The sequence below is a fragment of the Aquirufa originis genome (assembly GCF_042714495.1).
Classification (GTDB): domain Bacteria; phylum Bacteroidota; class Bacteroidia; order Cytophagales; family Spirosomataceae; genus Aquirufa; species Aquirufa originis.
This window is the reverse complement of record NZ_JBBKXY010000001.1, coordinates 95,733-121,116: the sequence shown is the minus strand read 5'-3', so window position 1 is coordinate 121,116 and position 25,384 is coordinate 95,733. Positions and strand designations below refer to the sequence as shown.

The 25,384-nt window shown below is 43.9% G+C and carries 22 protein-coding genes and 1 riboswitch; of the genes, 7 read left to right on the top strand and 15 right to left on the bottom strand.

Going from position 1 to position 25,384, the window contains the following annotated elements; genetic code table 11:
- Positions 1-9 precede the first annotated feature (9 nt).
- Together nusA and SKC35_RS00545 are read right to left on the bottom strand one after the other, a co-directional pair.
- Positions 10-1,257 (bottom strand): transcription termination factor NusA, encoded by a 1,248-nt coding sequence (gene nusA, locus SKC35_RS00550; protein ID WP_377977565.1) that lies wholly within the window; start codon positions 1,255-1,257, stop codon positions 10-12.
- Between the two features lie 17 nt (positions 1,258-1,274).
- The gene (locus SKC35_RS00545) at positions 1,275-1,754 is read right to left on the bottom strand and encodes a ribosome maturation factor RimP (protein ID WP_377977564.1); all 480 of its coding nucleotides are present in this window, start codon (positions 1,752-1,754) and stop codon (positions 1,275-1,277) included.
- 174 nt (positions 1,755-1,928) lie between these two features.
- Here SKC35_RS00545 and SKC35_RS00540 point away from each other — a divergent pair, with 174 nt between their 5' ends.
- Entirely contained in the window at positions 1,929-2,444 is a 516-nt protein-coding gene (locus SKC35_RS00540) for a DUF4833 domain-containing protein (protein WP_377977563.1), read from the top strand.
- A gap of 89 nt (positions 2,445-2,533) precedes the next feature.
- Here SKC35_RS00540 and SKC35_RS00535 read toward each other — a convergent pair whose 3' ends face one another.
- Positions 2,534-4,576, bottom strand: a complete 2,043-nt coding sequence (locus SKC35_RS00535; protein WP_377977562.1) for a TonB-dependent receptor plug domain-containing protein — start codon at positions 4,574-4,576, stop codon at positions 2,534-2,536.
- Positions 4,577-4,652: 76 nt separating this feature from the next.
- Positions 4,653-4,845, bottom strand: a riboswitch (cobalamin riboswitch).
- 77 nt (positions 4,846-4,922) lie between these two features.
- Between SKC35_RS00535 and SKC35_RS00530 the strand changes: the two genes are divergently transcribed.
- Genes SKC35_RS00530 through SKC35_RS00520 form a run of 3 tightly spaced genes read left to right on the top strand, consistent with a single transcriptional unit; the run spans position 4,923 to position 6,813 of the window.
- Positions 4,923-5,495, top strand: coding sequence for a DNA-3-methyladenine glycosylase I (locus SKC35_RS00530; protein WP_377977561.1), 573 nt, complete (start codon positions 4,923-4,925; stop codon positions 5,493-5,495).
- Positions 5,496-6,269, top strand: a complete 774-nt coding sequence (locus tag SKC35_RS00525; protein ID WP_377977560.1) for a polyprenol monophosphomannose synthase — start codon at positions 5,496-5,498, stop codon at positions 6,267-6,269. It begins immediately after the preceding gene.
- A gap of 1 nt (position 6,270) precedes the next feature.
- A complete protein-coding gene (locus SKC35_RS00520) occupies positions 6,271-6,813 on the top strand; it encodes a CopD family protein (protein WP_377977559.1) in 543 nt (180 codons plus the stop codon).
- Here SKC35_RS00520 and smpB read toward each other — a convergent pair whose 3' ends face one another.
- From smpB to SKC35_RS00500, 4 genes are all read right to left on the bottom strand, one after another.
- Complete coding sequence (gene smpB, locus SKC35_RS00515) at positions 6,814-7,275, bottom strand: SsrA-binding protein SmpB (RefSeq protein ID WP_377977558.1); 462 nt, start codon at positions 7,273-7,275, stop codon at positions 6,814-6,816.
- A 57-nt stretch (positions 7,276-7,332) separates the two neighbouring features.
- Positions 7,333-7,929 (bottom strand): OmpH/Skp family outer membrane protein, encoded by a 597-nt coding sequence (locus SKC35_RS00510; protein WP_377977557.1) that lies wholly within the window; start codon positions 7,927-7,929, stop codon positions 7,333-7,335.
- 68 nt (positions 7,930-7,997) lie between these two features.
- Positions 7,998-8,339 carry a hypothetical protein gene (locus SKC35_RS00505; RefSeq protein WP_377977556.1) on the bottom strand — a complete coding sequence of 114 codons (342 nt, stop codon included), beginning with the start codon at positions 8,337-8,339 and terminating at the stop codon, positions 7,998-8,000.
- A 3-nt stretch (positions 8,340-8,342) separates the two neighbouring features.
- On the bottom strand, positions 8,343-10,778 hold the full coding sequence (locus SKC35_RS00500) for a penicillin acylase family protein (RefSeq protein ID WP_377977555.1): 2,436 nt from the start codon (positions 10,776-10,778) through the stop codon (positions 8,343-8,345).
- A 110-nt stretch (positions 10,779-10,888) separates the two neighbouring features.
- Here SKC35_RS00500 and SKC35_RS00495 point away from each other — a divergent pair, with 110 nt between their 5' ends.
- Positions 10,889-11,824 (top strand): N(4)-(beta-N-acetylglucosaminyl)-L-asparaginase, encoded by a 936-nt coding sequence (locus SKC35_RS00495; RefSeq protein ID WP_269008944.1) that lies wholly within the window; start codon positions 10,889-10,891, stop codon positions 11,822-11,824.
- Between the two features lie 5 nt (positions 11,825-11,829).
- The gene (locus SKC35_RS00490) at positions 11,830-13,632 is read left to right on the top strand and encodes a glycosyltransferase (RefSeq protein WP_377977554.1); all 1,803 of its coding nucleotides are present in this window, start codon (positions 11,830-11,832) and stop codon (positions 13,630-13,632) included.
- Here the strand turns inward: SKC35_RS00490 and SKC35_RS00485 are convergent, their stop codons facing one another.
- The 3 genes from SKC35_RS00485 to xylA are packed head-to-tail and all read right to left on the bottom strand — an operon-like array spanning position 13,633 to position 18,134.
- A complete protein-coding gene (locus SKC35_RS00485) occupies positions 13,633-14,292 on the bottom strand; it encodes a DNA alkylation repair protein (RefSeq protein WP_377977553.1) in 660 nt (219 codons plus the stop codon).
- Entirely contained in the window at positions 14,289-16,787 is a 2,499-nt protein-coding gene (locus SKC35_RS00480; RefSeq protein ID WP_377977552.1) for a glycosyl hydrolase, read from the bottom strand. Before SKC35_RS00480 ends, SKC35_RS00485 begins: the two co-directional genes overlap by 4 nt.
- Before the next feature lie 18 nt (positions 16,788-16,805).
- The gene (gene xylA / locus SKC35_RS00475; RefSeq protein WP_130895971.1) at positions 16,806-18,134 is read right to left on the bottom strand and encodes a xylose isomerase; all 1,329 of its coding nucleotides are present in this window, start codon (positions 18,132-18,134) and stop codon (positions 16,806-16,808) included.
- Positions 18,135-18,278: 144 nt separating this feature from the next.
- Here xylA and SKC35_RS00470 point away from each other — a divergent pair, with 144 nt between their 5' ends.
- Positions 18,279-20,621 (top strand): M1 family metallopeptidase, encoded by a 2,343-nt coding sequence (locus tag SKC35_RS00470; RefSeq protein WP_377977551.1) that lies wholly within the window; start codon positions 18,279-18,281, stop codon positions 20,619-20,621.
- Between the two features lie 30 nt (positions 20,622-20,651).
- Here the strand turns inward: SKC35_RS00470 and SKC35_RS00465 are convergent, their stop codons facing one another.
- The 5 genes from SKC35_RS00465 to SKC35_RS00445 all read right to left on the bottom strand — a co-directional run bounded on the left by SKC35_RS00465 (position 20,652) and on the right by SKC35_RS00445 (position 25,213).
- Positions 20,652-21,563, bottom strand: coding sequence for an ion channel (locus SKC35_RS00465; RefSeq protein ID WP_377977550.1), 912 nt, complete (start codon positions 21,561-21,563; stop codon positions 20,652-20,654).
- 11 nt (positions 21,564-21,574) lie between these two features.
- Entirely contained in the window at positions 21,575-22,288 is a 714-nt protein-coding gene (locus SKC35_RS00460) for a sulfite exporter TauE/SafE family protein (RefSeq protein ID WP_377977549.1), read from the bottom strand.
- A 1-nt stretch (position 22,289) separates the two neighbouring features.
- Positions 22,290-23,108 (bottom strand): phytoene/squalene synthase family protein, encoded by an 819-nt coding sequence (locus SKC35_RS00455; protein WP_377977548.1) that lies wholly within the window; start codon positions 23,106-23,108, stop codon positions 22,290-22,292.
- Between the two features lies 1 nt (position 23,109).
- On the bottom strand, positions 23,110-24,579 hold the full coding sequence (locus SKC35_RS00450) for a phytoene desaturase family protein (RefSeq protein ID WP_377977547.1): 1,470 nt from the start codon (positions 24,577-24,579) through the stop codon (positions 23,110-23,112).
- A gap of 130 nt (positions 24,580-24,709) precedes the next feature.
- The gene (locus SKC35_RS00445; protein WP_377978394.1) at positions 24,710-25,213 is read right to left on the bottom strand and encodes an RNA polymerase sigma factor; all 504 of its coding nucleotides are present in this window, start codon (positions 25,211-25,213) and stop codon (positions 24,710-24,712) included.
- Positions 25,214-25,384: the final 171 nt, after the last annotated feature.

Here is a 25,384-nt window from a genome sequence, read left to right as displayed (position 1 = left end):
TACTATAAATTACTCAAACTCAGAACGCAATACCGCTAAGATCTCATCGATCGTACCTTCTTCTAATTCCGTTCTACGCTCTAACTCTTCTTTAGATAAGGCCAAAACTTGTTTCGCTGTATCTAAACCGATTTTATGAAGCTCATCTAAAATCCAAGCCTCAATCTCGTTAGAGAATTCTGTTAATTCCACATCCTCATCATCTAGCTCATCCTTAGGTACATCACGGAATACATCGATTTCGTAACCGACTAATTTACCTGCTAATTTGATGTTTTGACCTCCACGACCAATCGCCATAGAAACCTGATCTGAATTTAAATAAACGGAAATACGACGACGCTCTTTGTCAATCGCCATCGAATTCAACTTCGCTGGGCTTAACGTACGCGCTACTAATAATTCTAAATTATCCGTGAAGTTAATCACGTCAATATTTTCGTTTTGTAATTCACGAACGATACCGTGAATACGAGAACCTTTCATACCTACGCAAGCTCCTACTGGATCGATACGGTCATCAAATGACTCAACAGCCACTTTCGCACGCTCACCTGGTTCACGAACAATCTTACGAATGGTAATCGTACCATCGTAGATCTCAGGAATTTCTTGTTCGAATAAACGCTCTAAGAATACCGGAGAAACACGAGATAAAATGATACGAGGTGTACCATTTGCCATTTCCACTTTGTGAATGATAGCCTTGATTGTCTCCCCTTTCTTGAAACGATCTTTAGAAATCATCTCTGTCTTAGGCAACACTAATTCATTGTCTTCGCTATCCAATAAGATTAATTCGCGACCTAAGATTTGGTATACCTCTGAAGTCACTAATTCACCTACTAAGTCTTTGTATTTTTCGTACAAACCTTCTTTTTCAATATCCTTGATCTTTTGAATCAATGTTTGACGAGCGGTTTGAACAACACGACGACCGAAATCCTCTAATTTCACTAGCTCAGCTACCTCTTCACCGATTTCGAAATCGGGCTCGATTAACTTCGCTTCGCTCAAAGGTATTTTGTCGAAATCCCAAATATCTTCTGAGTTATCGTCTACGATCTCGCGGCTACGCCACATCTCTAAGTCGCCGCTTTCGGCATTGATAATGACATTAAAATTTTCGTCTGCCCCGAATTTCTTGCGAATCATCGTACGAAAAACCTCTTCCAAAACCGCGATCATCGTCGGTTTGTCAATGTTTTTCTCCCGAGCAAAGTCTGAAAATGACGAAATTAATTCAACACTGTTCATTGCTATCTCTTCTTTGTTTATTGAAATGACACTTGTACTTTTATTTTATCTACCTCTGCTAACGGAAACCAAGTGGCTTCTTTTGCAACGATTTTTCTATGCTTAACGGTCTTCTCAGTTAAGATTTCGACCGCTTCATCTGTATTAGAAACCAACGTTCCCTCTACGTTTTCTGCGTCTTTATTTTTCATCCAAACCTTCACCTTACGGCCTAAGTTCTTCTGAAATTGCCACCCTTGGCTTAATGGAAAGTCCAAACCCGGAGAAGACACTTCTAAATTATACGCTTCTTCAATCAGCACACCCTCTTCAATAAAGTGAGCTAATTTACGACTCATTAAGGCACATTGATCAATGGTTACGCCTTCGAGCGTATCCACGAGAATCGTTACTAAGGTTCTTTTAGCACCCTGAGACACAGAAAAATCCACCAGAAGCAATGGGCCTTCGCCGATATACTCCAATGTCCAATCTTTCAGTTTACTCGTTAAATCCATCTTCCTTCTGGGCTATGAAAACAAAAAGAGGGATTAAAACCCCTCTTCTTTTCCTTAATTCTCCACAAAGATACGCATAAACTTGGTAAAAACAAGCATTTGACGCAGCATAGAAACACGGAGGTAAATGACATTGCGATTTTTTTCGTTATTTGCAGATTCAAATCACCTCGAATGAAATTAGCGTCACTCCTACTTTTTATTACCTTTTATTGCCTAGGCGGTGAACGATTCCCTACTCCACCGGACTCACCTAATCGTCTGTTTTTCATCCAGCGTAGCACAAACGCAAACGTTGTAGTCTATGATGCGAATTTGGTGGGAGGCAAATTGAATGCCAAAGATCCGGTACACACCTATTGGTATCGTTTTGGAGAGAAGGGCCAAAAAGAGGAATTAACAGCCATCCAGCGCACATTGGCCTATGGTTTATATACTAGCGCAGTAACAGGAATACCTAATACCTATGAAGGACATTTTTTGGCCTACAGAAAACGGAAATTTATGGTCAAACAAGATGCAACCGGTGACCCTATCGCGTTATTTCCTATCAACGGAAAGATGCAAATCCTCAAGCGCGTCTTCGTCAGTGTGGACGATTCAAAATTCATGACTACGGTGAATTACATTGAACTTTTTGGGAAGGACCCGGTGACGGGGAGGGATGTGTATGAGAAGTTTAAGCCATAAAGTAGAGTAGAGATAAGAGAGTATAGAGTATAGAGTAGAGATAAAAATCTAACCATCTTATCTATAATCTATGCTCTCTAATCTATGCTCTACAAATTTCCCAGCAGGGAAATCTGTAAATTCCTCGGTTGCCCACTATACCCCGTAATCTCCATTATTTCTTGATTCAGCGCATTTTTTAACAAGGCTGATATCTTCCATTTGGAATTGAGTTGGTAATGAACCGAAATGTCTGTCCACACATAAGCTGACATGGGATTCGGTTGAACGGAATAGGTGGATTCGTCGTAGAAGTAGTCCGTTCTTTGGCCTACCAATTGATTGGATAATCCCACTGACCACTTATTTGTCAACTTAGCCTGCAAATACAGATTCCAGGCATTCGTTGGGCGGCGAATCAAGGACGAATAAGTCGAATCGCGATCCGTCATCTCCCCTTTCAAATACGTATAGTTGAAATCCGCTTGAAATTTCGAAGTTTGATAACTGATCTCGAATTCTATTCCGCGGGTATGCTGCTGGGAGATGTTTTGGTATTTGCCAAAAGGCTCCACATCTATAGACTGAAAAACAATCCCCTGATTCACTTGATTTTCAAAGGCAACTACGCGAAGCTTCCACGATTTCATCTTCTTTTCTGCCCCGAATTCGATCGTTTTACCTTGCTCCGGTTGCAAATCCAAGTTACCATAAGGAGACGCTAATTGATAGATCGAAGGCGTTTTGAAACTCGTATAATAATTCCCAAATAGCTTCGCCGTCTGCGAAATAGCCCAATACGGATTCAGGTTATACGTAAAATAGTTACCAAAAGTCGATTGCGCATTCCATCGCGCTCCCACCTCGTAACCAAATTTACCCCAACTCTGCTGCCAGGTCGCATAAGTTCCCACAATTTGCTGAGTCTTTTGTTTCTCTGCTAAATCAGGTGAAACGTAAGGACCATAGTCACTGATGGAAAAATCGCTTTGCTCTGTTTTTTGGCGTCTATATTCAGAACCAATCAGTAAAGTGGCATTTTCCTTTACTGGAATCTTCACAAAAGCTTCCAATCCTTGATTTAAACCTACATAACTCGAAAGACTAAATTTCGACCACGCATTCGCTGCTACGTCTGTAGAATCGTTGCGAAACTCCCGGTGAATCAAATCCTGGAAGGCACGAACTGTCCAATTATTCACTTGGTATTGCGCTCTAAACGAATGACTTACCGCTTTCGAGGTATAATCTCGATCATCTACAAAGGGCCCATTATCTAAATTCCCTTGGTAAAGTTGTGACGCATAAGAAAAATCTAAATTGCCCAGTTTACCCATATCACGGCCCCATTTTAAACCCCAGCTTTGCTGCTTAAATCCGTCGGCCTCCGCTTTTCCTTGGGCGATTTTGGCCGAAGAAAAACCATCTGTCGCATAATTTTGAGCCTGTATTTGGATCTGGTTATTCCCCTGCGTAGTCGACCAAGTAATTTGTTCTTGATGAGTCCCCAGGCCGCCACCTTGAAGTACGACATTCAATCCTTTCGCATTTTTCTTTGTCACTAAATTAATGACCGCAACCATAGCATCCGAGCCATACAGCGTAGATTGGCCTCCTTTCAGGATTTCAATGCGTTCGATGTTTGCCAAAGAAATCAAGTTCCAATCCATCACCGACGAAATATGGGATGGGTCATTCAGTGGAAATCCGTCCATCAACAACAGAACGTGGCCCGTATTCGCACCCCTCACATAGATTTCTTGATTCGTCCCCGGCGCGCTGCGCGCGCCTACTACTGCGACACCAACACTTTGCTGGAGTAATTCACCTAGACTTTTCCCCTGATTGGCCTGGATCATTTCGGCAGAAATAACCGAAACCACTTTCCCCGAGCGAGCCAGTTTTTCTGGGTACTTGGGCGCGGAGATGGTGACGTCCGCGAGCGTGGAATCTCTTTTTAGAGTAGAGAGAGGAGAGTATAGAGTAGAGATGGTAGATTGTAGAGAGGAGATTTTTTCCTGACTACTGCCCACTGTCCACTGTCCACTGCTAAATGGTGAATGGTAAATGGTGGATGAAACCTCCGGACTCATTCCCTCCGGACTAGCGACTGCTGCAAAGCAGCAACTCGCTAAAAATACTAGCTTTAACATGTTTTTTTGCCCTTTCAGGCCTGTGAAATAAAAAGGTAATCGAACGCTCGACCTCGGATCATCCTCCGTAAAACAAGGTCAAGAATAGTAAAAGGCAGGTCTCCTGACTCATTTCCCTTGCTTTTCGGCCTTCCCAGCGACGCCAGTGACCCTAGATTGAAAAGCTTTTTGAAAATTTACAGTTGCGGGGACAGTTTCGGATTTTCACCAAATTCCCTATTAATCAACGCCGTTCGAAGCGGCGCAGAACCTTTCGCTACCACAAAGGTAGTTCAATTTCTATTTTATCAATTTGTTGGGCCAAAGATTCGAAATATATTCTCCTATTTTGTAAAAAGAAACTCAAATGATGGATAACAAAATACGCTGCCGCTGGTGTGGTTCAGATGAATTATACCAAACCTACCACGACCTCGAATGGGGTAATCCGGAACACCGCGATGAAGCGCTTTTTGAGCTCCTCATCCTAGAAGGCTTCCAAGCCGGCCTCTCGTGGATCACCATTTTGAAGCGACGCGAAGCCTTCAGAGAAGCCTTCGCGCAATTCGACTACCACGTCTTAGCAAACTGGTCGGAAGAACAAACGATGGCCCAAATGCAAAATGAGCTAATCATTAGAAACCGCCTAAAAATCAGCGCCGTTCGAACGAATGCACAGGCTTTTATTAAAATTCAGGAAAAATTTGGTAGCTTTAACCAATATATTTGGGAGTTTGTGGGCCATGAGCCCATCCTAAACCACTTTGCCCAACACGGAGACTTACCCGCTAGCACAGAAATTTCTGTCCTATTGAGCAAATCTCTTAAGAAGAATGGATTCCGATTTGTCGGCCCTACCATTTGTTATGCGTTGATGCAGGCCGCTGGATTAGTGAACGATCATACGATTGACTGCTTTCGCCATCCTAACAATAGCTAAATGAACAGACGGATAGTCATTATCCCCACCTATAACGAGATTGAAAACATCGAAGCCATCCTTTTGAAGGTCTTGAGCTTAAATCCTGTTTTCGATGTCTTAATCGTGGATGATGGTTCTCCTGACGGCACTGCGCAGGAAGTAAAACGACTTCAGCAAGCAAATGAAGGACGCATTCACCTGCTCGAGAGAAAAGGCAAATTAGGATTAGGCACCGCTTATATCGAGGGCTTCAAAATCGCCCTAGCTAAAGGCTATGACTTCATCTTTGAGATGGATGCAGACTTCTCCCATAATCCGGATGATTTAATTCGCTTGTTCAAGGCCTGCGCGACGCCCGCAGAGTTAAAAGAGGAAAACTTGCCAGAGGAAGAGGCCGGAAATGGAGACATGTCCATCGGCTCTCGCTATATCAATGGCGTGAATGTGGTCAACTGGCCCATGAGCCGCGTATTAATGTCCTATTTTGCAGGATTTTATGTTCGCTTTATCACCGGAATGAAGGTACAAGACGCAACTGCAGGATTCGTTTGCTACCGCAGAAATACCTTGGAGACATTACCTTTGGACCAAATCAAATTCATCGGTTACGCCTTCCAAGTGGAGATGAAATTTACGACCTGGAAATATGGCTTCAAACTTGTAGAAGTGCCTATCATCTTTACAGATCGGACCAAAGGAACGAGTAAGATGTCTGCGAATATTTTTAAGGAAGCGATTTTTGGCGTAATCCAAATGAAAGTCAATAGTTTGTTCAAGCGTTACCAAGCCTAACATGAGCTATACGGTTTTAAAATCCATCCACATCATCTTCGTTGTCAGCTGGTTTGCTGGCTTATTCTACCTTCCCCGATTATTAGTCTACCACGCGGAAGCACAAGGCAAGGGAGAACCTGAGAAAGGCATCTTATCGAAGCAGTTCGAGAAGATGGAAAAAATTCTTTTCAATGCGATTATGATTCCGGCGATGTTCTTGACTTGGATCACGGGGTTGTCCTTGATTTACGTAGCTTGGTTGAGCAGCTTTGGATCTCAAGGCTGGTTGCATTTGAAATTAGGATTCGTGGTAGCCATCACGGTTTACCATTTTGTATGTAGATACCTGATTCTTCAATTCAGAAAAGGGAATTTCATCCTTTCGGGAACACAACTAAGACTTTATAACGAAATTGCGACGATTCTCTTAGTCGCGGTCGTTTTCTTAGTGGTAGCTAAAAATACGCTGGACTGGATGTATGGATTGGGAGGATTCGTACTCTTTGCCATTGTGATCATGGCAGCGGTGACTATCGTTAAGAAAATCCGAAATAAGGCTTAATTAGGACAAAGAGCGGTCCATGTCACGCTTCACATCTTTTTCTTTAATGTCATCTCGTTTATCAAAGGTCTTTTTACCCTTCGAAAGTGCGATGTTTAATTTGGCATAGCCTTTGTCAGAAATGAATAGACGGGTAGGAATAATCGTCAAACCCACGTTCTTCAATTCCTTTTGCAGTTTACCTAATTCACGTTTAGATAGCAACAATTTGCGATCACGCAGTGGCTCATGGTTATAATGGGTTCCTTCTTCGTAGGCAGAAATATGCATATTTCGAACAAAGAGTTCATCCTGAAAAAAGACACAATAAGCATCCGTCAAATTGGCCTTCCCTTGGCGAATCGATTTAATCTCCGTACCCATCAATACCAAGCCAGCCGTGAAGGTATCAATGAATGCATATTCAAAGGATGCCCTACGGTTCTTGATCTCAACAGTCTTTTGGATTTTCTCTTTTGCCATTGGAATAAAAAAAGCCACACAGCGAATCACTGCGTGGCTAAATGTAGCTACAAGCTATTATTTATCTTCTTTCTTTTCGCCTTTCGTGTCAGCGTACTCTTTGTTCAAGCCTTCGATGATCTTCTTAGTTACGTCTACTGAAGGATCAGCGAACAAAATTCCGCCACCCACTTTAGAATAACCTAAAACGAATTCATATTTGTTTGCTTTGTTTGTCTTAGAGATATAATCACGAATGTTGTTGTACAACTCTTCGTTTTTCTTCGCTTGCTCTTGTCCTAACTCTGCTTGCTTTTGTTGTGAATATTGTTGCAATTGAGCGCCTTTCTTCTTCAACATCATATCAGCTGCTTGCAACTCCGCTTGCGTCATGGCTGAAGCACGTTGTTGAATCGCTTGTAATTCTGCTTGAAGTGATTGCTCTTTTTGACCTAAATCAACTTGTAAGCGGTAGCCTTTATTCTCAAACTCTTTTTGAGCGTCTTTGTAAAACTGGTAATTCGTTAATAACGAATCGGAATTTACGAATACGATACTTCTTCCATCAGCTGTCGAAGCTCCTAAGCCTGCTGACGCGCTATCTGAATTTTGGTAAAATAAAAAGGCAATTGCGATGGTTAAAACGCCCAACCAAGCGTATGGTAAATTTTTCACGTGTTTAAATTTATTTATTGGATTGTCGGCAAATATACAAGGTCTGTATCGTTTGTCCTAAAAATTTATTATTTCTGTCTTAATCTGGCTCCAGCCCAGGTCCAAATGCCACTAAATAAGCCTCCTAGCACACCAGTAAGTACAAATAAAGCAAACACATTCCCTTTTAAGGGGAAAACTTGAGCCATGCGACTAGGTAGCGTACTAGGGTGCTGTAAATCAAGCCACAAGGCTGAAACCACCCATAACACAAAACCAGCTAGAAATCCAGTCACAAAACTCGATTTCAACGGCATATTCAACACAAAGGCTACTAGCCCAAAAGCCACGCCCATCGCATACCAAGGCAGGTAAATACCCACCAAAGCACCAATAACGACTAAAATGATACTATAGATTAACTTACTCATAGCTTATTTCGATAAAGTGATTTTCTTACGTAAACGATTCGATTTTTGATCCGGTGATTCTAGGTACAAGAGTGGCTTCAGCTCCCCTTTGGCCCAGGTATCAATCAAATCATCGTAATGACTACTTCCAGGATTACCTGACTGCCCCCCTGGATAAACGCCATAGGCCCTTGGTTTGCCCTCTTTCGAAAGCTCCACCACTAAACGCCATGATGGACCCGTCTTCGTTGTCGTTGCATTCACGATGGTTCCTCCCCCACCAATCGGGATATTCAGGCGAGATAAAGCATCCATCCCTGGGATCAAGTGACGAACTCCTGTTTGCTTGTGCTTGTACCAAGCCCACTCTGGCCCCTGAGGTCCGTGTTGTTTCACCAAGGTGTCCACATTCGCTTGCAATGACTTCATGACGATATCAGACATCGACTCCTTAGGCTTTGTCTTAATGTCATCCCACCAGCGCGCACTAGGCTCCGATTTGATTAATTGAATCGTGCGATCCATCGATGGACGATTCATCGGTGCTTTTTCATCTGCTGCGAATTCATCATCCCAAAGACAAGACTGCAAAGTCAAGACCCAGTTTTCAAAAATAGTGGCTCCCACAGACTCTGGGCTATTCACTAAATTCCAGGATTTCAAGGCAGCGATGGCTTTCGATTGAGCCGCGTTCGGTGATTTGACCTGAGCAAAAAGCAAAGGCAATAATTCACGGGCACGGATGTTGAAGTTGTCGTTTTGGAGACCGCGTAAAGAATCCATCGTGATTTTTTCCATCACCGCTAGTCGCTCGTTAATGCGACGACCACGCTCAGATGGCGCATATTGCCAGCCTAAATAATAGGGATACGATGGATCTGTTGAGAATTGATTCGCCGAACTTACGAAACCACGAACCGGGTTCTTTACGTGCGGATTGTGGGCCTGAGGGATAAATCCTTGCCAATCAGCCGCCGCGTTAGTCCCATCTAATAAATACTTTCCTTGCAATTTCGACTTCAACGGAAACTTACCGTTCACCCATAAAGCGATATCGCCTTCGTTACTAGCAAACACGAAATTTTGTGCAGGAGCTGAATAGAAGGTCAAAGCCTTCTTGTAGTCCTCGTAATTTTTCGCGCGGTTCAATTGGTAAAACGTCGTTAATTCTTGAGATTTCTCATGAGCGATCCAACGCAAGGCGTGGCCTACCGGAATATTTGAACGGAATGGTTTTTCGTGTGATAAATACACGACCGGACCATGGTGTGTGAAGAAGATCGTATCGACCATATCCTTCTTTCCTTTGACCTTAAAGGTTTCGATGCGCATGGTCGTTTTCTTCCATTTGCCATCGTGCCAGTATTCCTGTTTCGAGGCGTCTTTGAACTTCACTTGGTACCAGTCCAAAACGTCAGAACCTACGTTCGTTACACCCCAAGCCACATTTTTATTGAATCCAATGATGACGTTTGGTGTTCCGGGCATGGTCGAACCATACACGTTGACGCCTGGAGCGACTAATTGCATTTGGTACCAAATCGATGGCAATGACAAAGTCAAGTGCGGGTCATTGGCTAAAATAGGTAATCCCGAAACGGTTTTATTTCCAGAAACGGCCCAGTTATTAGAACCAATATTCGGATCCTTTTCAGGAGTAGACATCGAACTTCCTAAACCCGTGAAGTCTGCGGGTGCCGCAGGAATCGGTACAGGCTTGAAATCGACTGGTGATCCCACGGGAATGATCGGACTCTCTTGGAAAGGATAATTAGGAAAAAGATCTTCTGCTACCTCACGACCGTATTTGCGCAAAATGTTCGTCATCTTCAAATCGTCCGTTCCAGAGGCTAAGACAAAGGACATATTCTTTAAGAACAAGGCGCTCTTAATTGGAGTCCAGGGTTCAGGTCGGTAGTTTAACAATTTGTATTCCAAAGGTAATTCACGATCTGATAAAGAACCAATGTAGGCATTAACCCCTGCAGAATACGCTTCCAAAGCTGTTTTAGAGGCTACATCCTCCTTCATACCTTCAAAGGATTTCTCCGCACCATAGACCGAACCCATTCTACGTTGGAACTGATCGGATGCGATCCCCTTTTCCCCTACGATCTCAGAAATGCGACCACCTGCGAAGTGTGTTTGAAATTCCATTTGCCACAAACGGTCTTTGGCCGTCAAATAACCTTGCGCTAAAAACAAATCGTGGTCATCCTGTGCAAAAACGTGCGGCACTCCCATTTCATCGTATACGACTTGAACGGGTTGATGCAGTCCAGCGATTTGCAAAGTTTCTTCTGTGGGTTCTCCAGATTCTGGACTTTCGGCATTCATCCAGAAGCCATGGAAAGGACTAAATAATTTACCGAGGGGAGGCAAAGTTCCCCAGCTTTGGTTCATCGCATAGGTTAAAAACAGGGCGATTACCAAAGGAAAAGCAGATTTAATGATTTTCATTGATGAAATAGGGGTAGATAAATGAAATATCCGAAGAATTTTTTCTATTTTAGAAAGACAATTTTACAAAATTGTTGCATTACACCCAAATAAATTATCTTTAAAGCTATATGAAAAGACGTACCTTCCTTCAAACCTCCACCCTGCTGGGCGCAAGCTTAGGTGCCACCGCAAAAGCGGCCAGCTCTGAACCGCTCATCATTGCGACTTGGAAAAACGAAAAAGCGACCATCGCGGGTTGGAATAAATTGATGGAAACGGGCAAAGCGCTCGATGGTGTTGAAGCCGGTGCGCGCATTCCTGAAGCAGATCCGAACGATACATCTGTAGGTTACGGTGGCTATCCAGATCGCGACGGCCATGTGACCTTGGATGCTTGCATCATGGACCATGTAGGAAATGCAGGATCTGTTACCTTTCTTGAGGGCATCATGCACCCCATTTCTGTCGCTAGAGCCGTGATGGAAAAAACACCTCACGTTATGTTATCAGGCGCTGGGGCTTTAAAATTCGCCTTAGACCAAGGATTTAAAGTGGAAAATCTGTTAACAGAAACCTCTAAAAAGGCTTGGGAAGAGTGGAAAAAAGAATCCAAGTACGAACCCGTCATTAATATTGAAAGACACGACACCATCGGTTTATTGGGCATCGGAAAAGCAGGAGAAATTGCTGGCGCTTGTACAACGAGCGGATTAGCTTTCAAAATGCATGGACGTGTAGGCGACTCACCCATCATCGGTGGAGCTGTTTTTTGTGACGATGAGGTAGGAGGTGCGTGTGCGACCGGATTAGGCGAATTTGTAATGAAAACCTTAGGATCCTTCTTGATTGTCGAATTAATGAGACAGGGCATGTCCCCTCAAAAAGCGTGTGAAGAGGCTGTGATGCGGATTGTGAAACGCTATAAATACAAGGAATTCCAAATCGGGTATTTGGCCCTCAATAAAAAAGGAGAATATGGCGCTTATGCCATCCAAAAAGGATTTAATTACACCATCACGAAAAACGGGAAAACGCAGGTAATTGAAAGCGCGTCCTACATGTAATTTTTATGGCAGCAGAGAAGAAAAAATATTTGTTTGAGATTGCGTGGGAAACCTGTAATCAAGTAGGCGGAATTTACACGGTAATTCGGACCAAAGTTCCCTCGATGGTCGAAAAATGGGGCGAAGATTACGCCTTATTAGGACCCTATTTTCCCCAAACTGCCTCCGCGGAATTTGAACCTATTCCCGTTTCCGATGAAACGCCGCTGGGTCGCGCGATAATCAGCTTGCGCCAAAAAGGTTTAGGCATTCATTATGGCTATTGGTTGATCACGGGAAAGCCTAAAATCGTACTTTTTGAACTGGAAACCTTATTGCCTAATGTCAATGAGATCAAAGGACGTATTTGGGATAATCACAAGATCTCGACCTTAGGGGTAGAGGATTTAGTGGACCAAACGATTGTTTTTGGTGAAATGATTCGCCTCCTTTTAACCGAGGTGGCCGAAGAAAATAAAAATAAAACCCAACTAGTGGCGCATTTCCATGAATGGATGGCTTCTACTGGTCTACCGGATTTGAAGAAAGACAAGGTCAAAATTTCGACCGTCTTCACCACGCACGCGACTATGTTAGGCCGCTATTTAGCGGGCAATGTACCTAACTTCTATGATGTCATCGAGAACTTTGATTGGCACAAAGAGGCGAAACACTATGGCATCGAGGCTCAAGCTTGCTTCGAGCGCGCCGCTGCCCAAAAAGCCGATGTACTAACCACCGTCAGCGATATTACGGCGAAAGAATGCCAGTATTTCTTAGGTCGAATCCCGGAATTAATTTTGCCAAACGGCTTAAACATCCAGCGTTTTGCCGCTTTGCACGAGCACCAAAACTTGCACTCGAAATACAAAGAGAGCATCTCAAACTTCGTGATGGGGCATTTCTTCCAAAGCCAACCCTTTGACCTAGATCAAACACTTTACCTGTTTACCTCCGGACGTTTCGAATATTCGAATAAGGGATACGATATTACCTTAGATGCCTTGGCGATTTTGAATCGCAAAATGAAAGAGGCGGGTTCGAAGAAAACGGTAGTCATGTTCTTCGTGACCAAGCAGCCCTACCATTCGATTGATCCAGAGGTCTTGCATTCCCGTGCAGTCTTAGATGAAATCAGAGAGAACTGCCACGCGATTGAGAAAGAGGTAGGCGAACATTTATTTAAGGCCTCCGCATCGTCGAGCGATCTGCAGATGCCGGATTTAAACGCGTTTGTGGATGAATATTGGCGGATGCGTCTACGCAGAACCGTGCAAACTTGGAAGACGAATGCGCGACCTAAAGTGGTCACGCACTTGCTAAAACAAGAAGACGATATTATCCGGAATTTACACCGGACGAATCTATTAAATAACCCAGACGACAAAGTCAAAGTGGTGTACCACCCCGACTTTATCGTTTCTACTAATCCGCTTTTCGGCTTAGATTATGGCCAATTTGTGCGCGGTTGCCACTTAGGTGTGTTCCCTAGCTATTACGAACCTTGGGGCTATACACCGCTGGAATGTATGGCGCGCGGGGTACCTACGGTGACGTCGGATCTTTCGGGTTTTGGCGATTATATGATGCAGATTATGCGCGATTACGAACAATGGGGCGTGAGCGTGGTGAATCGCAAGACTCAATCATACCAAGAAGCGGCGGAGCAATTAGCGAATCTGTTATTCAAATTTGTCCAGCAATCGCAGCGCGATCGCATCACCCAGCGTAACCGCGTGGAAAGTATTGCGGATACGTTCGATTGGTCAAACTTGCGTTCGTACTACGACACGGCGCACGAACTAGCGATCATTAAAAAGAAGAGATAGTTACAAATGCTTCAAGGCCTCGCGTTTACTCAGCGGGGCCAACTCATTGTTCTCGACGAAATCCAACACCCATTCCGCATCCGTTCGCGCATATTGGCGAAGTGCCCATCCGATGGCTTTTTGAATAAAAAATTCCTTGGAAGAGCTCAATGCCTGTATGGTTTTCGCCAGCAAAACGGTATCTGTTTTGTCTTTATAACCTAAAGAGAAAACTAAGCATACCCGTTGCAACCAGAAGTTCCCAGAATCCATCCAGCGCTGAATCCAGAAATCACGCTCCGCTGGAAATTGCAGAAAATAAGGCCCTAGGATCTTAGGCGCTAAATTATCCACCACATCCCACCAAGATTCCTGGCCTATCCATAGTTCACATAAGGCAGGCACGCGGTTGTCCCAGGATTTTTTGGCCTTCATCACATAATCCATCGCCACATACTGAAACTCGCGTTCTGGCATCGCAAAGAGTTGTGTGGAAACTTCAAACCAATCTTCAGAAGATCCGTATTGCTTGTAAAGAGCTTTGAAAACTTCATGGCGTTCTGGTTTTTTCACTCCTAGGAATGGGTATTTTTCGCGCATATAGCTATGCATCCAAAACGCATTGTCTGCATCCGCTAGGTCGTGTAAGGCTTCTGCTATGTCTTTAACGAAGGGCTTCATCGGTTCGTAAAATAGAGCTTACCTTTCATTCCTCCATCCTCAATAGCCCACTTAGAAGCATCAAAAGGCTTGTAGCGGATATCCACAAAATTGATTTCATAAAAGTTCTTCCACACCACTCCTTGCTGATCCATCTTCCGGATTCGATTCGCGGCATTTGAAATAACCTCTATCTCCACTTGATTTTGCTCCTGCAAGATTCCAGCTGGAATGGAGAGCTGGAAAGGAAGAGACCAGATCATCCCGATGTCTTTCCCATTGATTCGCACTTTTGCCATATCGCGCAATTCAGATAAATGAAGCACTTTCGCGTTAGCGATTTGATCGGCTGATAAGGTCAGATCGAAAGTATAGCGGGCTGATGGAGTTGCGGCCAGCGAGGTGTCTAGCGAGGTATAATAGCTAAAATCTGGCAATGCGATCGTTTTAGATTCTATCTGAACGCGCAGATTGGTAGGTTCGATTTCTGTTCTAACTTTAAGAGCCGCTGGAACAATTAAAGAAGGAATTTTAGCCACCGGCTGAATGATCACACTTTGGCCAGGTGCTAAAGATAGCCAGACATCTGAACCTTTTTTTCCATACGATTTCGAATCCGTTAAAGGATCCCAAATCTCCACATTACCCGATAACTTCTTCAATGATATAGCCCCTTCTGCGAATCGAGAGTTCAAATTAGTCACGAAATAGGCGGCGCCCTTCGGAGTCTTCTTTCGAATAAAAGATAATCCCTTCGAAGCCATCGGTTCTACCGAAACGCCCAAACGAGTAAGCTGATCTGCCGGGTCTGAAAGCACGCGCATTAATAAGGCGCTGCGGGCAGCTTCCCAACGTTCTTTGGCCTCTTTCGTTTGATGGAACGTGTTCAAATGAAGGGGTAAATGTTCAAGGAAATAAACCGGATAGCCTTGTTTTACCCATTTGGCCAAGCGCTCTAGTGTCTCCACCGAAACATAATGTGCCGCCGGAATTAGCAAGACTTTATAATTCCCGCCCGAGCGAGTTTTAAATGTTTTCGAAGGTGTCAATTCCAAATCAGCCAATAATTCATCCGAGATATAATCCATCGAGAAACCTTTGTCCTGCAATAATCCCGCCCAATGACCGAAGGACGTATTCTTCAACCATTCCCGACTGTTCGCGTGTAATTCGAGCGTATGCAATTTGCCTGATCCGTTGTTTGCATGCCACACATCCTCCATCGGAAAATACAACAAGGCATCGCTATCCGTCGGATTCGCCTGTAACATCGTCTGCACATTTTCGATGTATTTATTCAGAGCAGGCATCGCCTCCCAAAAGTGACTTTGGGGATTAAAGTTCGTACTCGCATAAAACAACCAACCCGGCCACGCAACTTCTGGCGGAGAATAGGTCGCCCCATGGAAGAACACGTGATTCACTCCACCCACAAAAACCTGATCCAAAACAGGTTTAACCTGTGCGATCGAAACCTTGAAGTGATTCCCTAACCAAGTCGCGGTTTCCGCCGAAACCAATTTCTTTCCGGTCAAATTCGCCGCCGAGCTCGCGAGTTTCAACGCCCGGATATCCGGAATCCCAAACGTGGTGGAATCATATTCCGGATCCACGCGGTATCCTGGAATATCGAAAGGTTTCGAACCAAAAAACTCGGCCTCCGGAATATCCGCCGCCGCATAAATGTCCAGCAAATTACCTGGGGAACCGTGGGCCTGATTTCGAGAGGTAAATCCCATCGAATTAATCCAATGATCAAATGGCAACACAAAGTTGTTTTGCAACAAGGTGGACATCGTCCGGTGGTAATCCGCAAAAATCTGGTTCTCTTCCTCTGATTCCGCCTTTTTATTTGACAGTACATCGAAATGCTTACGCAGGTCATACCCATTTAATCGCTGAAAAGCGGGGAATAAATCCGGTGTATAATTCGACCCATAAGCCTCGTATGAGTCATTATAGATGGCTCGCAATGGCGAATGGGATTTCTTTAAAAGGGGAACAAAGGTGTGACTGTATTTGGCGAAGGCCTTCATGTCGAAGTGGTCGAGGACGAGTCCTTCTCCGCCGGGAGCGGCGCGTTTAACTTTTTGACCCGTTAAACCCGTCGTAAATACGCCATCCACGAATTGGTATTTTTTCGCTGCCTCTTTTTCTGTGATCGTAGGTCCGCCCAAAGGCCAGCCCGTCCCCATCGTCATATCGATTCCAAGGCCTAAACGCTTCGCTTCTTTCAACGTAAAGAAGAATTTCGCTTGCCAGCCCGGACTTAAATACTGTTGAAATAAGGCTTCTGAGCCCTTCGCCCCGTAGATGGGGATGATGTGGAGACCGCCAAAACCAGCTTTGGCAAAATTCTCCAGATTATGTGTGATTCCTTTTTCTGTTACCGCACTCCCCGGCCACCACCAATAAGCCCAGGGTTTAGTGGTAGAAAAAACAGCAGGATCAGATGACCCTGCTGTCGCTATAAATCTAGAGGTAAATAACAGGAGGAGAAAAATAATTCTTTTCATACCTCGAATTACGTATTTTTAAACAAAACGACCTAACAAATTCTCTAAGTATTCTTGCTTGCCAGAGATCTGAGCAGGTTCCCCTACCTCGATCGCGATTTTGTATAAATCTTCTAATTTCAATTTGCCTGCTGCATAATCCGCTCCTTTACCCGAGTTAAAGCTTGCATAACGCTCCGCTTTCAAGCGATCCATTTCGCCATGTTTCGCGATTTTCTCTGCGATCAATAAAGAACGAGCAATCGTATCCATACCACCAATGTGCGCATAGAATAAATCCGCCATATCCGTTGAATTACGACGACGTTTCGCGTCAAAGTTAATTCCACCACCGGCTAATCCACCTTGCTTCAAGATGATGGACATCGCCTCCGCCCATTCGTAAATGTCCGTCGGGAATTGATCCGTATCCCAGCCGTTTTGCGTATCTCCGCGGTTCGCATCGATAGACGCTAACATACCAGCGTCTGAAGCCACTTGGCATTCGTGTGCAAAGGTGTGTCCAGCTAAAGTAGCATGGTTTACTTCTAAGTTTAGGCCAAATTCCGATAATAAATCGAACTCGCGTAAGAAACCAATCACCGTTGCCGCATCGTAATCGTATTGGTGTTTCGTAGGCTCACAAGGCTTAGGTTCGATGAAGAACTTACCTTTGAAACCATTGCGACGCGCGTATTCCACACACGTATGAAGCATACGAGCGAAGTTTTCGCGTTCGCGTTTCATATCGGTATTTAATAAGCTCATATACCCTTCGCGACCTCCCCAGAACACATAGCCTTCGCCACCTAAGGTAATCGTCGCATCGATAGCGCCTTTTAATTGCGCACCTGCGTGAGCAACCACTTCAAAGTTTGGGTTCGTAGAAGCACCGTTCATGTAGCGCTCGTTCGAGAACAAGTTCGCTGTTCCCCACAAAAGCTTCACGCCGCTTTCTGCTTGTTTTTTAGCAAATATATCCGTGATAAATTTCACACGATCGCCAAATTCTTTGGGATCATTATGCCCATCAATCGCATCCACATCATGGAAACAATAGTAGGGTGCACCCATCTTCGTGATGAATTCGAATGCTGCATCGGCTTTATCCGCAGCACGCTGACGCGCATCAGATGCTACATCCCAAGGGTAGTGGTGTGTTCCTGGTCCAAAAGGATCCGCCCCATCACCGCAAAACGAATGCCAATACGCAATCGCAAAACGAAGGTGTTCCTTCATGCTCTTGCCGGCAACGATGCGATTCTCATCGTAGTAACGGAATGCGAAAGGATTGTCTGATTCTGCACCTTCAAATTTGATTTGACCAATGCCTTTGAAATACTCTTTTTGACCAATGATTACACTCATGATATATAATGCTTAATGTTGTTTCTTCTTAAAGTCCCAAAACTACATATTATACCTATTATATACAAATATATTTTAGCACAGATTAGCACAGCTACAAAATCAAATAAAATTTCCTATTTTGCATAAAATAACCTTTTCAACATGCTTAAAAAACTACTCACGCTAGTCGCGCTAACGATCCTCTTGTTACCCGCGAAAGCCCAAACCTCTTTTAACGCAAACAACCGATTCGAGCAATTAGAATCGACTTTGCCTACGCCTAATTCTTACCGGACCGCGAGTGGTTCTCCGGGCAAGGATTATTGGCAACAACGCGCGGATTATGACATCAAAGTAGAACTAGATGATATTAATCGCAAGATCATTGGGTCAGAAACGATCACCTATTACAACAATTCTCCGGATGATTTACCGTATTTATGGATTCAATTAGACCAAAATCTATTTGAAAAAAACTCACCAGGTAAAACGACTAAGACGGGTGAAATCAAGAATGGCATCAGCGCTGGTGCTTTTCAAGAACTGACGGACCCGAAAGATTACGGTTATAAAATCACGGCCGTGAAAGATGCTAAAGGAAACCCATTGCGTCACACGATCAACCAAACAATGATGCGTATTGACTTACCCACTCCGTTGAAATCGGGGGCTTCGGTGAGCTTTGGCATTGATTGGAATTATTTGATTACAGCATACTATGGTCGCTCTGGTTTAGAAATTCTAGGCAAAGACAATATTGCGAACTACTTTATCGCACACTGGTTCCCTCGCTTAGCGGTATACAATGACGTATATGGTTGGCAGCACAAACAGTTCATGGGCCAAGGGGAATTCACGTTAAATTTCGGAAATTATAAAGTAGCCATCACAGCGCCTAATGACATCGTCGTAGGTGCGGGCGGGGAATTATTAAACCCTAATCAAGTGATGACTGCTACGCAATTAAAGCGTTGGGAACAAGCAAAAACAGCGACTCGCCCGGTGGAAATCGTAACACAAGACGAAGCGATCAAAGCGGAGAAAAGTGTTCCAACAGGAAAAAAGACGTGGGTATTCAAAGCAGATAATGTACGTGACTTCGCTTTCACGGCATCGCGTAAATTTATTTGGGATGCGATGCAAGTAGAAGTAGAGGGTAAAAAAGTATGGGCGATGTCGTATTATTCGAAAGAGGGAAATCCACTTTGGGGTAAATATTCAACCATGGTGGTAGCGCACACGCTTCGTTCGTATTCGAAAAGAACGGTCGCTTATCCATATCCAGTAGCGATTTCTTGCCACGCGACAGCGGGTGGTGGAATGGAGTATCCGATGATTTCCTTTAATGGCGGTCGTCCGGAGGCAGATGGAACGTATACGGAGAACGTGAAAAATGGAATGATTGGTGTGATTATCCACGAAGTGGGTCACAACTTCTTCCCGATGATTATTAACTCGGATGAGCGCCAATGGTCTTGGATGGATGAGGGTTTAAATACCTTCTGCCAATACTTAGCGGAGCAAGAATGGGATCGCAACTTCCCTGCGCGTCGTGGCGAGCCACAGACTATCGTTCCGTACATGCGTTTAGATTCGAAGAACCAGGTGCCTATTATGGCGAACTCGGAGAATATCATGGATTTTGGAAATAATGCCTATGCCAAACCAGCTACGGCCTTAAATATCCTGCGTGAAACCGTCATGGGTCGCGAATTATTTGATTATGCCTTCAAAGAATATGCACGTCGTTGGGCGTTCAAACAGCCGTACCCAGCAGACTTCTTCCGCACCTTGGAAGATGCGTCTGGCGTGGATTTGGATTGGTTCTGGAGAGGTTGGTTCTATGGAACGGAGCCCGTGAATCAGTCGATTGAGACGGTGGAATGGTTCGGAATCGACACACAAGATCCAGCGATTAAAAAGGCGGGAGATAAAGCGGTAGCAGAAGCAAAAGCGAAAACGATGTCAGCAATTCGTAACAAAACAGATATCAAACGGACGGTAGTGGAGGAAAATCCTGATTTGACAGACTTCTATAATACCTACGATCGTTTCGCTCCTACGGAAGCAGACAAGAAAAAATACCAAGACTATATGGCGTCTTTGAATGACGACGAAAAGAAATTAGTTTCTGAAGGCAAAAACTTCTATGTGGTTAACTTCAAGAACAAAGGTGGCTTACCGATGCCTGTGATCGTTCGCTTGAACTATGAAGATGGTACAGAAGAGGTATTGCGCTTCCCGGCGGAGGTTTGGCGCTTGAACGATGTGACAGCAAAGAAAATCATCCCGACATCTAAGAAAGTCGTGAAGTGGACACTAGATCCATTCTACGAAATCGCTGATATTGATACGGAAGACAACGCTTTCCCTCGTGAACCCGCTCAACCTACGAAGGTGCAGTTATTCAAGATGCAGGGCAGAACGTATAGCGGAGGACAAAATCCCATGCAAGAAGCACAAAATGCTAAAAAGGCGGGTGCAGTTACTGGATCGAAAAACTAATCAAAAAGCCCCGAGAAATCGGGGCTTTTTTTATTCCTGGTCTATCAGGTTTAATTTCGATAAATCTAATTCCGTCCGCTGGTTCCGACCGAAATACATAGGCAAGAATTTAAAACCGAACTTGAAGTCTTTGATCGCATAAGACACACGGGCCACCACGACGCTAGAATACACTTCATCGAAGCCGGTTAGGTCTGCAGAAATTTCGGGCTGGAGATTGACAATTTCTTTTTGGGATAAATTAAAAAATGGAGAGTCTTCATCGATCGGGTGAACCACTGTCCAGTTCAACACCAAACTGTCCACGTGACTACGCTCTAATTTCAAATTAAAGAACTGATAACCCTCGTTCTTCGTCACAATTCGAGCATTTAGCTTCACTTCTGCATTCGTTAACAAGTGATCATCTTTGTAGCAAACCAGGCGAAACATCAAGGCCTTACCCTGTCGGTAATTTGCATAAACTAAGCTATCTGAAAAACGAATGAAGGACCTCGGACGCGAAAATCGACCGTACAAAAGACCGGCAGCAATCGCAAAAGAAAGAAAGCCGATTAAAGATTCGATGGCCGCAATCCAGTTCGTAATTTCACCCACTGGATTTACTCGACCGTATCCTACCGTCGTAAAGGTCTGCGTAGAAAAGAAGAATAATTCTTTGATTCTTCCCCAAAACTTCACCTTCTCCACTCCTTCCAATCCAGAGGGACCTGCGAGCCAATACAAGACTGTAAAAAAGCAGTTGATCAAGAAATAAAAGATGAAAATAATCGCTAAGAATCGCCAACGCGGCATCGTCAGCATACTTTGGTAACCGCTGGCTCGATCCCTTACGCTAATTCCTATTCGCTTGATATTAAAACTCCCATCCTTGTTGACCATTCGGCCACCCATATCCGAGGTTTTCTCCCCAAAGCCGGTATCTTGATTTACCTTTTCCATTCTATTGCTACTTATACGAACCACAATTTAAGCGATGCAATCACAAGAACCAAAGCCAATATCCATTTCACTTTCGCGTTCGATGCGAAGCCTGCTCCCCAACGAGCCCCTAAGAAACCACCCACTAAAGACGCCGCTAACCAATAGATCATTTGCGATTGATCAATCGGAATCCAGGTTTTCAAACCGGCTAAACCAGAAACGGAATTCACGAAAATAAACAGAGCCGAAACAGCTGCCGCTTCTTTCAAAGAAGCCCAGCGGAAAAGCAATAAGAGTGGACTCAAGATAATTCCTCCGCCAATACCAATCATCCCGGAGAGTAAGCCGATGGCAGCTCCCGTGAAAATGCCTAAGACAGCAGGCAAACTCTTGCGCGCGCCCTCTTTCAACGTGACCACCATTCTTATCACTGCTAAAAATAGGCAAGCTCCTAAAATCTGTTTATAGGTTGAATCCGTCAAAGGAATTCGGGCGCCTAAAAAAGCCGCCGGAATAGATCCGAGGGCGAAAGGCCAGAATAGGCTCCATCTAAAGTAGCCTTGGCGATAAAAAGCAATGAATGACATCAGCGAAACGCCTAGATTTAACAATAGCGCGGTTTGCTTCATCACCGGCGGAGCGATCGCAAAGAGGGCCATAACCGCTAAGTATCCACTCGCGCCACCATGTCCCACGGAGGCATATAGAAAGGCCATTATGGCTAATAAAACGATTAATTCCACGCTATTTACGAAGGGCTAATTGAAAATAAATAAACATCTTTTCCCAGTCTGCCACGCGAATACGCTCCTCTTTGATGCGAGAGGCTGGCAAGGATTTGATCTTTTCAAACAACCGGATATAATACTCATAGGCTAGTAAACAGCCTTTGCGAGCGACAGTTGGTAAGCGATGAATTCCACGCAAACCTGCATCAAAATCCAATTGAATATCCGCTTCGATTTCCTTTTTCTCTGCGTCCGTAAAAGTCATAAAGTCGACTCCCGGAAAATACACGCGTCCACGTTCGTCGAAATCGGAACGCATGTCACGGAGGAAGTTGATTTTTTGGAAGGCCGAACCTAAGGCGCATGCATCTGCTTTCAAGGATTCGTATTCTGCTGGATCTCCTTCGCAGAAAACGCGCAAGCACATTAAGCCCACCACCTCAGCTGATCCGTAAATATATTGCTTGTACTCCTCATGATTATAATCCCGTTTGGTCAAATCCAACTCCATCGAATACAAGAACGCGTCGATTAATTCGCGTTCCATCCCAAACTTATTCACCGCCCACTGAAACGAATGCAAAATGGGATTCAAACTAATTTTCTCTTCAATCGCGCGATAAGTATCCTCGCGAAAACGCTGTAATAAAGCTGCCTTATCTTGATCGTGAAAGGTATCCACAATTTCATCTGCTAAGCGCACGAAACCATAGATCGCATAAATAGGATCATGCACTTTTTCATCCAGTGTTCGAATTCCTAACGAAAAAGACGTCGAATAGGCCTTCGTCAATAGCTTACTTGAGGCAAGGGAAACTTGTAAGTATAAATCCATATTATCCTTTTAATTCTTTATCGACTTCCGTCGCCACCACAATCCCTGAAATCAAGGATGGCGGCACACCCGGACCAGGAACCGTTAATTGACCTGTATAATACAAGTTATCCAGGTGTTTATTTTTCAACGTTGGCTTCAAAATCGCCGTCTGCATCAACGTATTGGCTAAGCCATAGGCATTTCCTTTGTAGGCGTGGTAATCAGATTTGAAATCCCGGTGCGCATACGAACGTTTGTACACGATGGAATCGCGAATGGAAACGCCACAATGGGCCTCCAATCGATCCATTAAGTGTTCAAAATACTTCTCTCTTCCTTCTTCTGTATCTTCCAAATCAGGTGCCACCGGAATCAATAAAAAGACGTTTTCACATCCTTCAGGAGCCACAGATGGATCCGTTACAGAAGGTGCTGAAGCATAGAAAAGCGGATCAGATGGCCAAGCCGGATCCGTATAAATTTCATGCGAATGCACGGTAAAATCTCGGTCAAAAAATAAGTTGTGGTGCTTTAAATTAGGTAAGCGTTTCGAGATCCCTAAGTAAAATAAGAGTGATGAGGGCGCCATCACGCGCTTATCCCAATACGCTTCATCATAATTACGCAATCCATCGCCTAGCAATTCTTCGACATGGTGGTAATCAGCACCTGCCACAAAAGCATCCGCTTGTTGTAATCCGGCAGCCGTTTTAACTCCTGTCACTTTTCCATTGACGATTTCAAATCCTTGCACTTCCGCATTATACGTAATCTTTACCCCTTTTTCCTCTGCAAGCGCCACCATCCCTTTGACGATGTGGTGCATACCTCCCATTGGATACCAAGTCCCTAATTTGATTTCCGCATAATTCATCAGCGAGTACATCGCTGGGGTATTTTCTGAGATCGCGCCTAAGAAAAGGATGGGGAATTCCATCAATTTCAACAAAGTAGGCGAGGTGAAGAACTTGCGAATGTGCTTGTAAAACGAAGAAAATACGTCGATGCGAATCGCGTCGATGAGCAATTTAAGACTTAAAAATTCGGTGATTTTACGAGAGGGTTTCCAAACAAAATCCTGAATCCCCACTTTGTATTTATACGCTGCCTGCTCCATAAACGCATCTAATTGCGCCGCGGCTCCAGGTTCATAAGATTCGAATAAGTTTTTTAGATCGTTGTAATTGGCAGGTAAATCAATCTTTTCCGTCTCCGACAAGATCACAGAATAAGATGGATCCAAGCGAACTAAATCATAATAATCTGCTGGTTTTTTCCCAAAACGGTTAAAATACGTCTCGAAAATATCCGGCATCCAATACCAGGATGGCCCCATATCAAAGGTAAATCCATTTGATTGGAAAACACGCGCGCGACCACCCGCATGATCGTTTTTCTCTAAAATTTGGACTTCATATCCTTTCGAAGCTAATTCAGTTGCTGCTGAAAGGCCCGAAAATCCTGCTCCTATGACGATAACTTTCTTCATAATTCTTCTAATTTAACAAATATACCGATCTTTCTTTTGGCCCAAAGCCTAAAAAGAAAAAGCCAGATAAAATCTGGCTTTTTAACTTCCTTCTGTTAACCAAAAAACTAATCAAAACCTATTTAAACTCTTAGGCGTACATGTGAAGATGGTTCTTCAAATCACGTCTAGCCATAAAAATTCTATTTTTTACCGTCCCTATTGGCAAATCTAACTCTTCCGCGATTTCATGGTATTTGAACCCCTCGAAATACAACATAAAAGGAACGCGGTACATCGAATCAATTTTAGATAAGGCGCTTTGAATATCTTCGTTGATGAAGGAATTAACTGCTTTATTTTCTTGCAGCGATTCCATCGAATTAATGTAATGTAAATTATCAGTCGTATCGATGAAGGTGTTACGGCGAACCATGCGTTGGTATTGCGTAATGAAGGTGTTCTTCATGATCGTAAATAACCACGCTTTCAAGTTTGTTCCGTCTTGGTATTTATCCCTATTCGTAAAAGCCTTCACTAACGTATCTTGGACTAAGTCGTTTGCGTCGTCTCCGTCTTTGGTCAAACGCAAGGCGAAAGGGCGCAAAAACTTCGAAAAAGTGCCTATTTGGTAAGTAAACTCAAGAGCTGTCATATCGATGTCTATTTTGTTCAACAAATTTATAAAAAGATTAAACAAAACAAATAATTTGTTTAAAAAATATTTAAAAAGATTAAACAAAATTTTAATAGCCGGAATTACCTCTTTCATCGACATTGAGAATCCGTTCATCTTTTAGCCTGACGATGATTCGCTTAAAAGCAG

Bases quoted from the DNA above. Each gene is read 5' to 3' on its own strand.
- SKC35_RS00445 (WP_377978394.1), bottom strand. From the start codon at position 25,213: ATGACAGCTCTTGAGTTTACTTACCAAATAGGCACTTTTTCGAAGTTT.
- SKC35_RS00455 (WP_377977548.1), bottom strand. From the start codon at position 23,108: ATGGATTTATACTTACAAGTTTCCCTTGCCTCAAGTAAGCTATTGACG.
- nusA (WP_377977565.1), bottom strand. From the start codon at position 1,257: ATGAACAGTGTTGAATTAATTTCGTCATTTTCAGACTTTGCTCGGGAG.
- SKC35_RS00450 (WP_377977547.1), bottom strand. From the start codon at position 24,579: ATGAAGAAAGTTATCGTCATAGGAGCAGGATTTTCGGGCCTTTCAGCA.
- SKC35_RS00545 (WP_377977564.1), bottom strand. From the start codon at position 1,754: ATGGATTTAACGAGTAAACTGAAAGATTGGACATTGGAGTATATCGGC.
- SKC35_RS00500 (WP_377977555.1), bottom strand. From the start codon at position 10,778: ATGAAAATCATTAAATCTGCTTTTCCTTTGGTAATCGCCCTGTTTTTA.
- SKC35_RS00530 (WP_377977561.1), top strand. From the start codon at position 4,923: ATGATGGATAACAAAATACGCTGCCGCTGGTGTGGTTCAGATGAATTA.
- SKC35_RS00465 (WP_377977550.1), bottom strand. From the start codon at position 21,563: ATGGAAAAGGTAAATCAAGATACCGGCTTTGGGGAGAAAACCTCGGAT.
- SKC35_RS00470 (WP_377977551.1), top strand. From the start codon at position 18,279: ATGCTTAAAAAACTACTCACGCTAGTCGCGCTAACGATCCTCTTGTTA.
- xylA (WP_130895971.1), bottom strand. From the start codon at position 18,134: ATGAGTGTAATCATTGGTCAAAAAGAGTATTTCAAAGGCATTGGTCAA.
- SKC35_RS00535 (WP_377977562.1), bottom strand. From the start codon at position 4,576: ATGTTAAAGCTAGTATTTTTAGCGAGTTGCTGCTTTGCAGCAGTCGCT.
- SKC35_RS00505 (WP_377977556.1), bottom strand. From the start codon at position 8,339: ATGAGTAAGTTAATCTATAGTATCATTTTAGTCGTTATTGGTGCTTTG.
- SKC35_RS00485 (WP_377977553.1), bottom strand. From the start codon at position 14,292: ATGAAGCCCTTCGTTAAAGACATAGCAGAAGCCTTACACGACCTAGCG.
- SKC35_RS00480 (WP_377977552.1), bottom strand. From the start codon at position 16,787: ATGAAAAGAATTATTTTTCTCCTCCTGTTATTTACCTCTAGATTTATA.
- SKC35_RS00540 (WP_377977563.1), top strand. From the start codon at position 1,929: ATGAAATTAGCGTCACTCCTACTTTTTATTACCTTTTATTGCCTAGGC.
- SKC35_RS00525 (WP_377977560.1), top strand. From the start codon at position 5,496: ATGAACAGACGGATAGTCATTATCCCCACCTATAACGAGATTGAAAAC.
- SKC35_RS00495 (WP_269008944.1), top strand. From the start codon at position 10,889: ATGAAAAGACGTACCTTCCTTCAAACCTCCACCCTGCTGGGCGCAAGC.
- smpB (WP_377977558.1), bottom strand. From the start codon at position 7,275: ATGGCAAAAGAGAAAATCCAAAAGACTGTTGAGATCAAGAACCGTAGG.
- SKC35_RS00520 (WP_377977559.1), top strand. From the start codon at position 6,271: ATGAGCTATACGGTTTTAAAATCCATCCACATCATCTTCGTTGTCAGC.
- SKC35_RS00490 (WP_377977554.1), top strand. From the start codon at position 11,830: ATGGCAGCAGAGAAGAAAAAATATTTGTTTGAGATTGCGTGGGAAACC.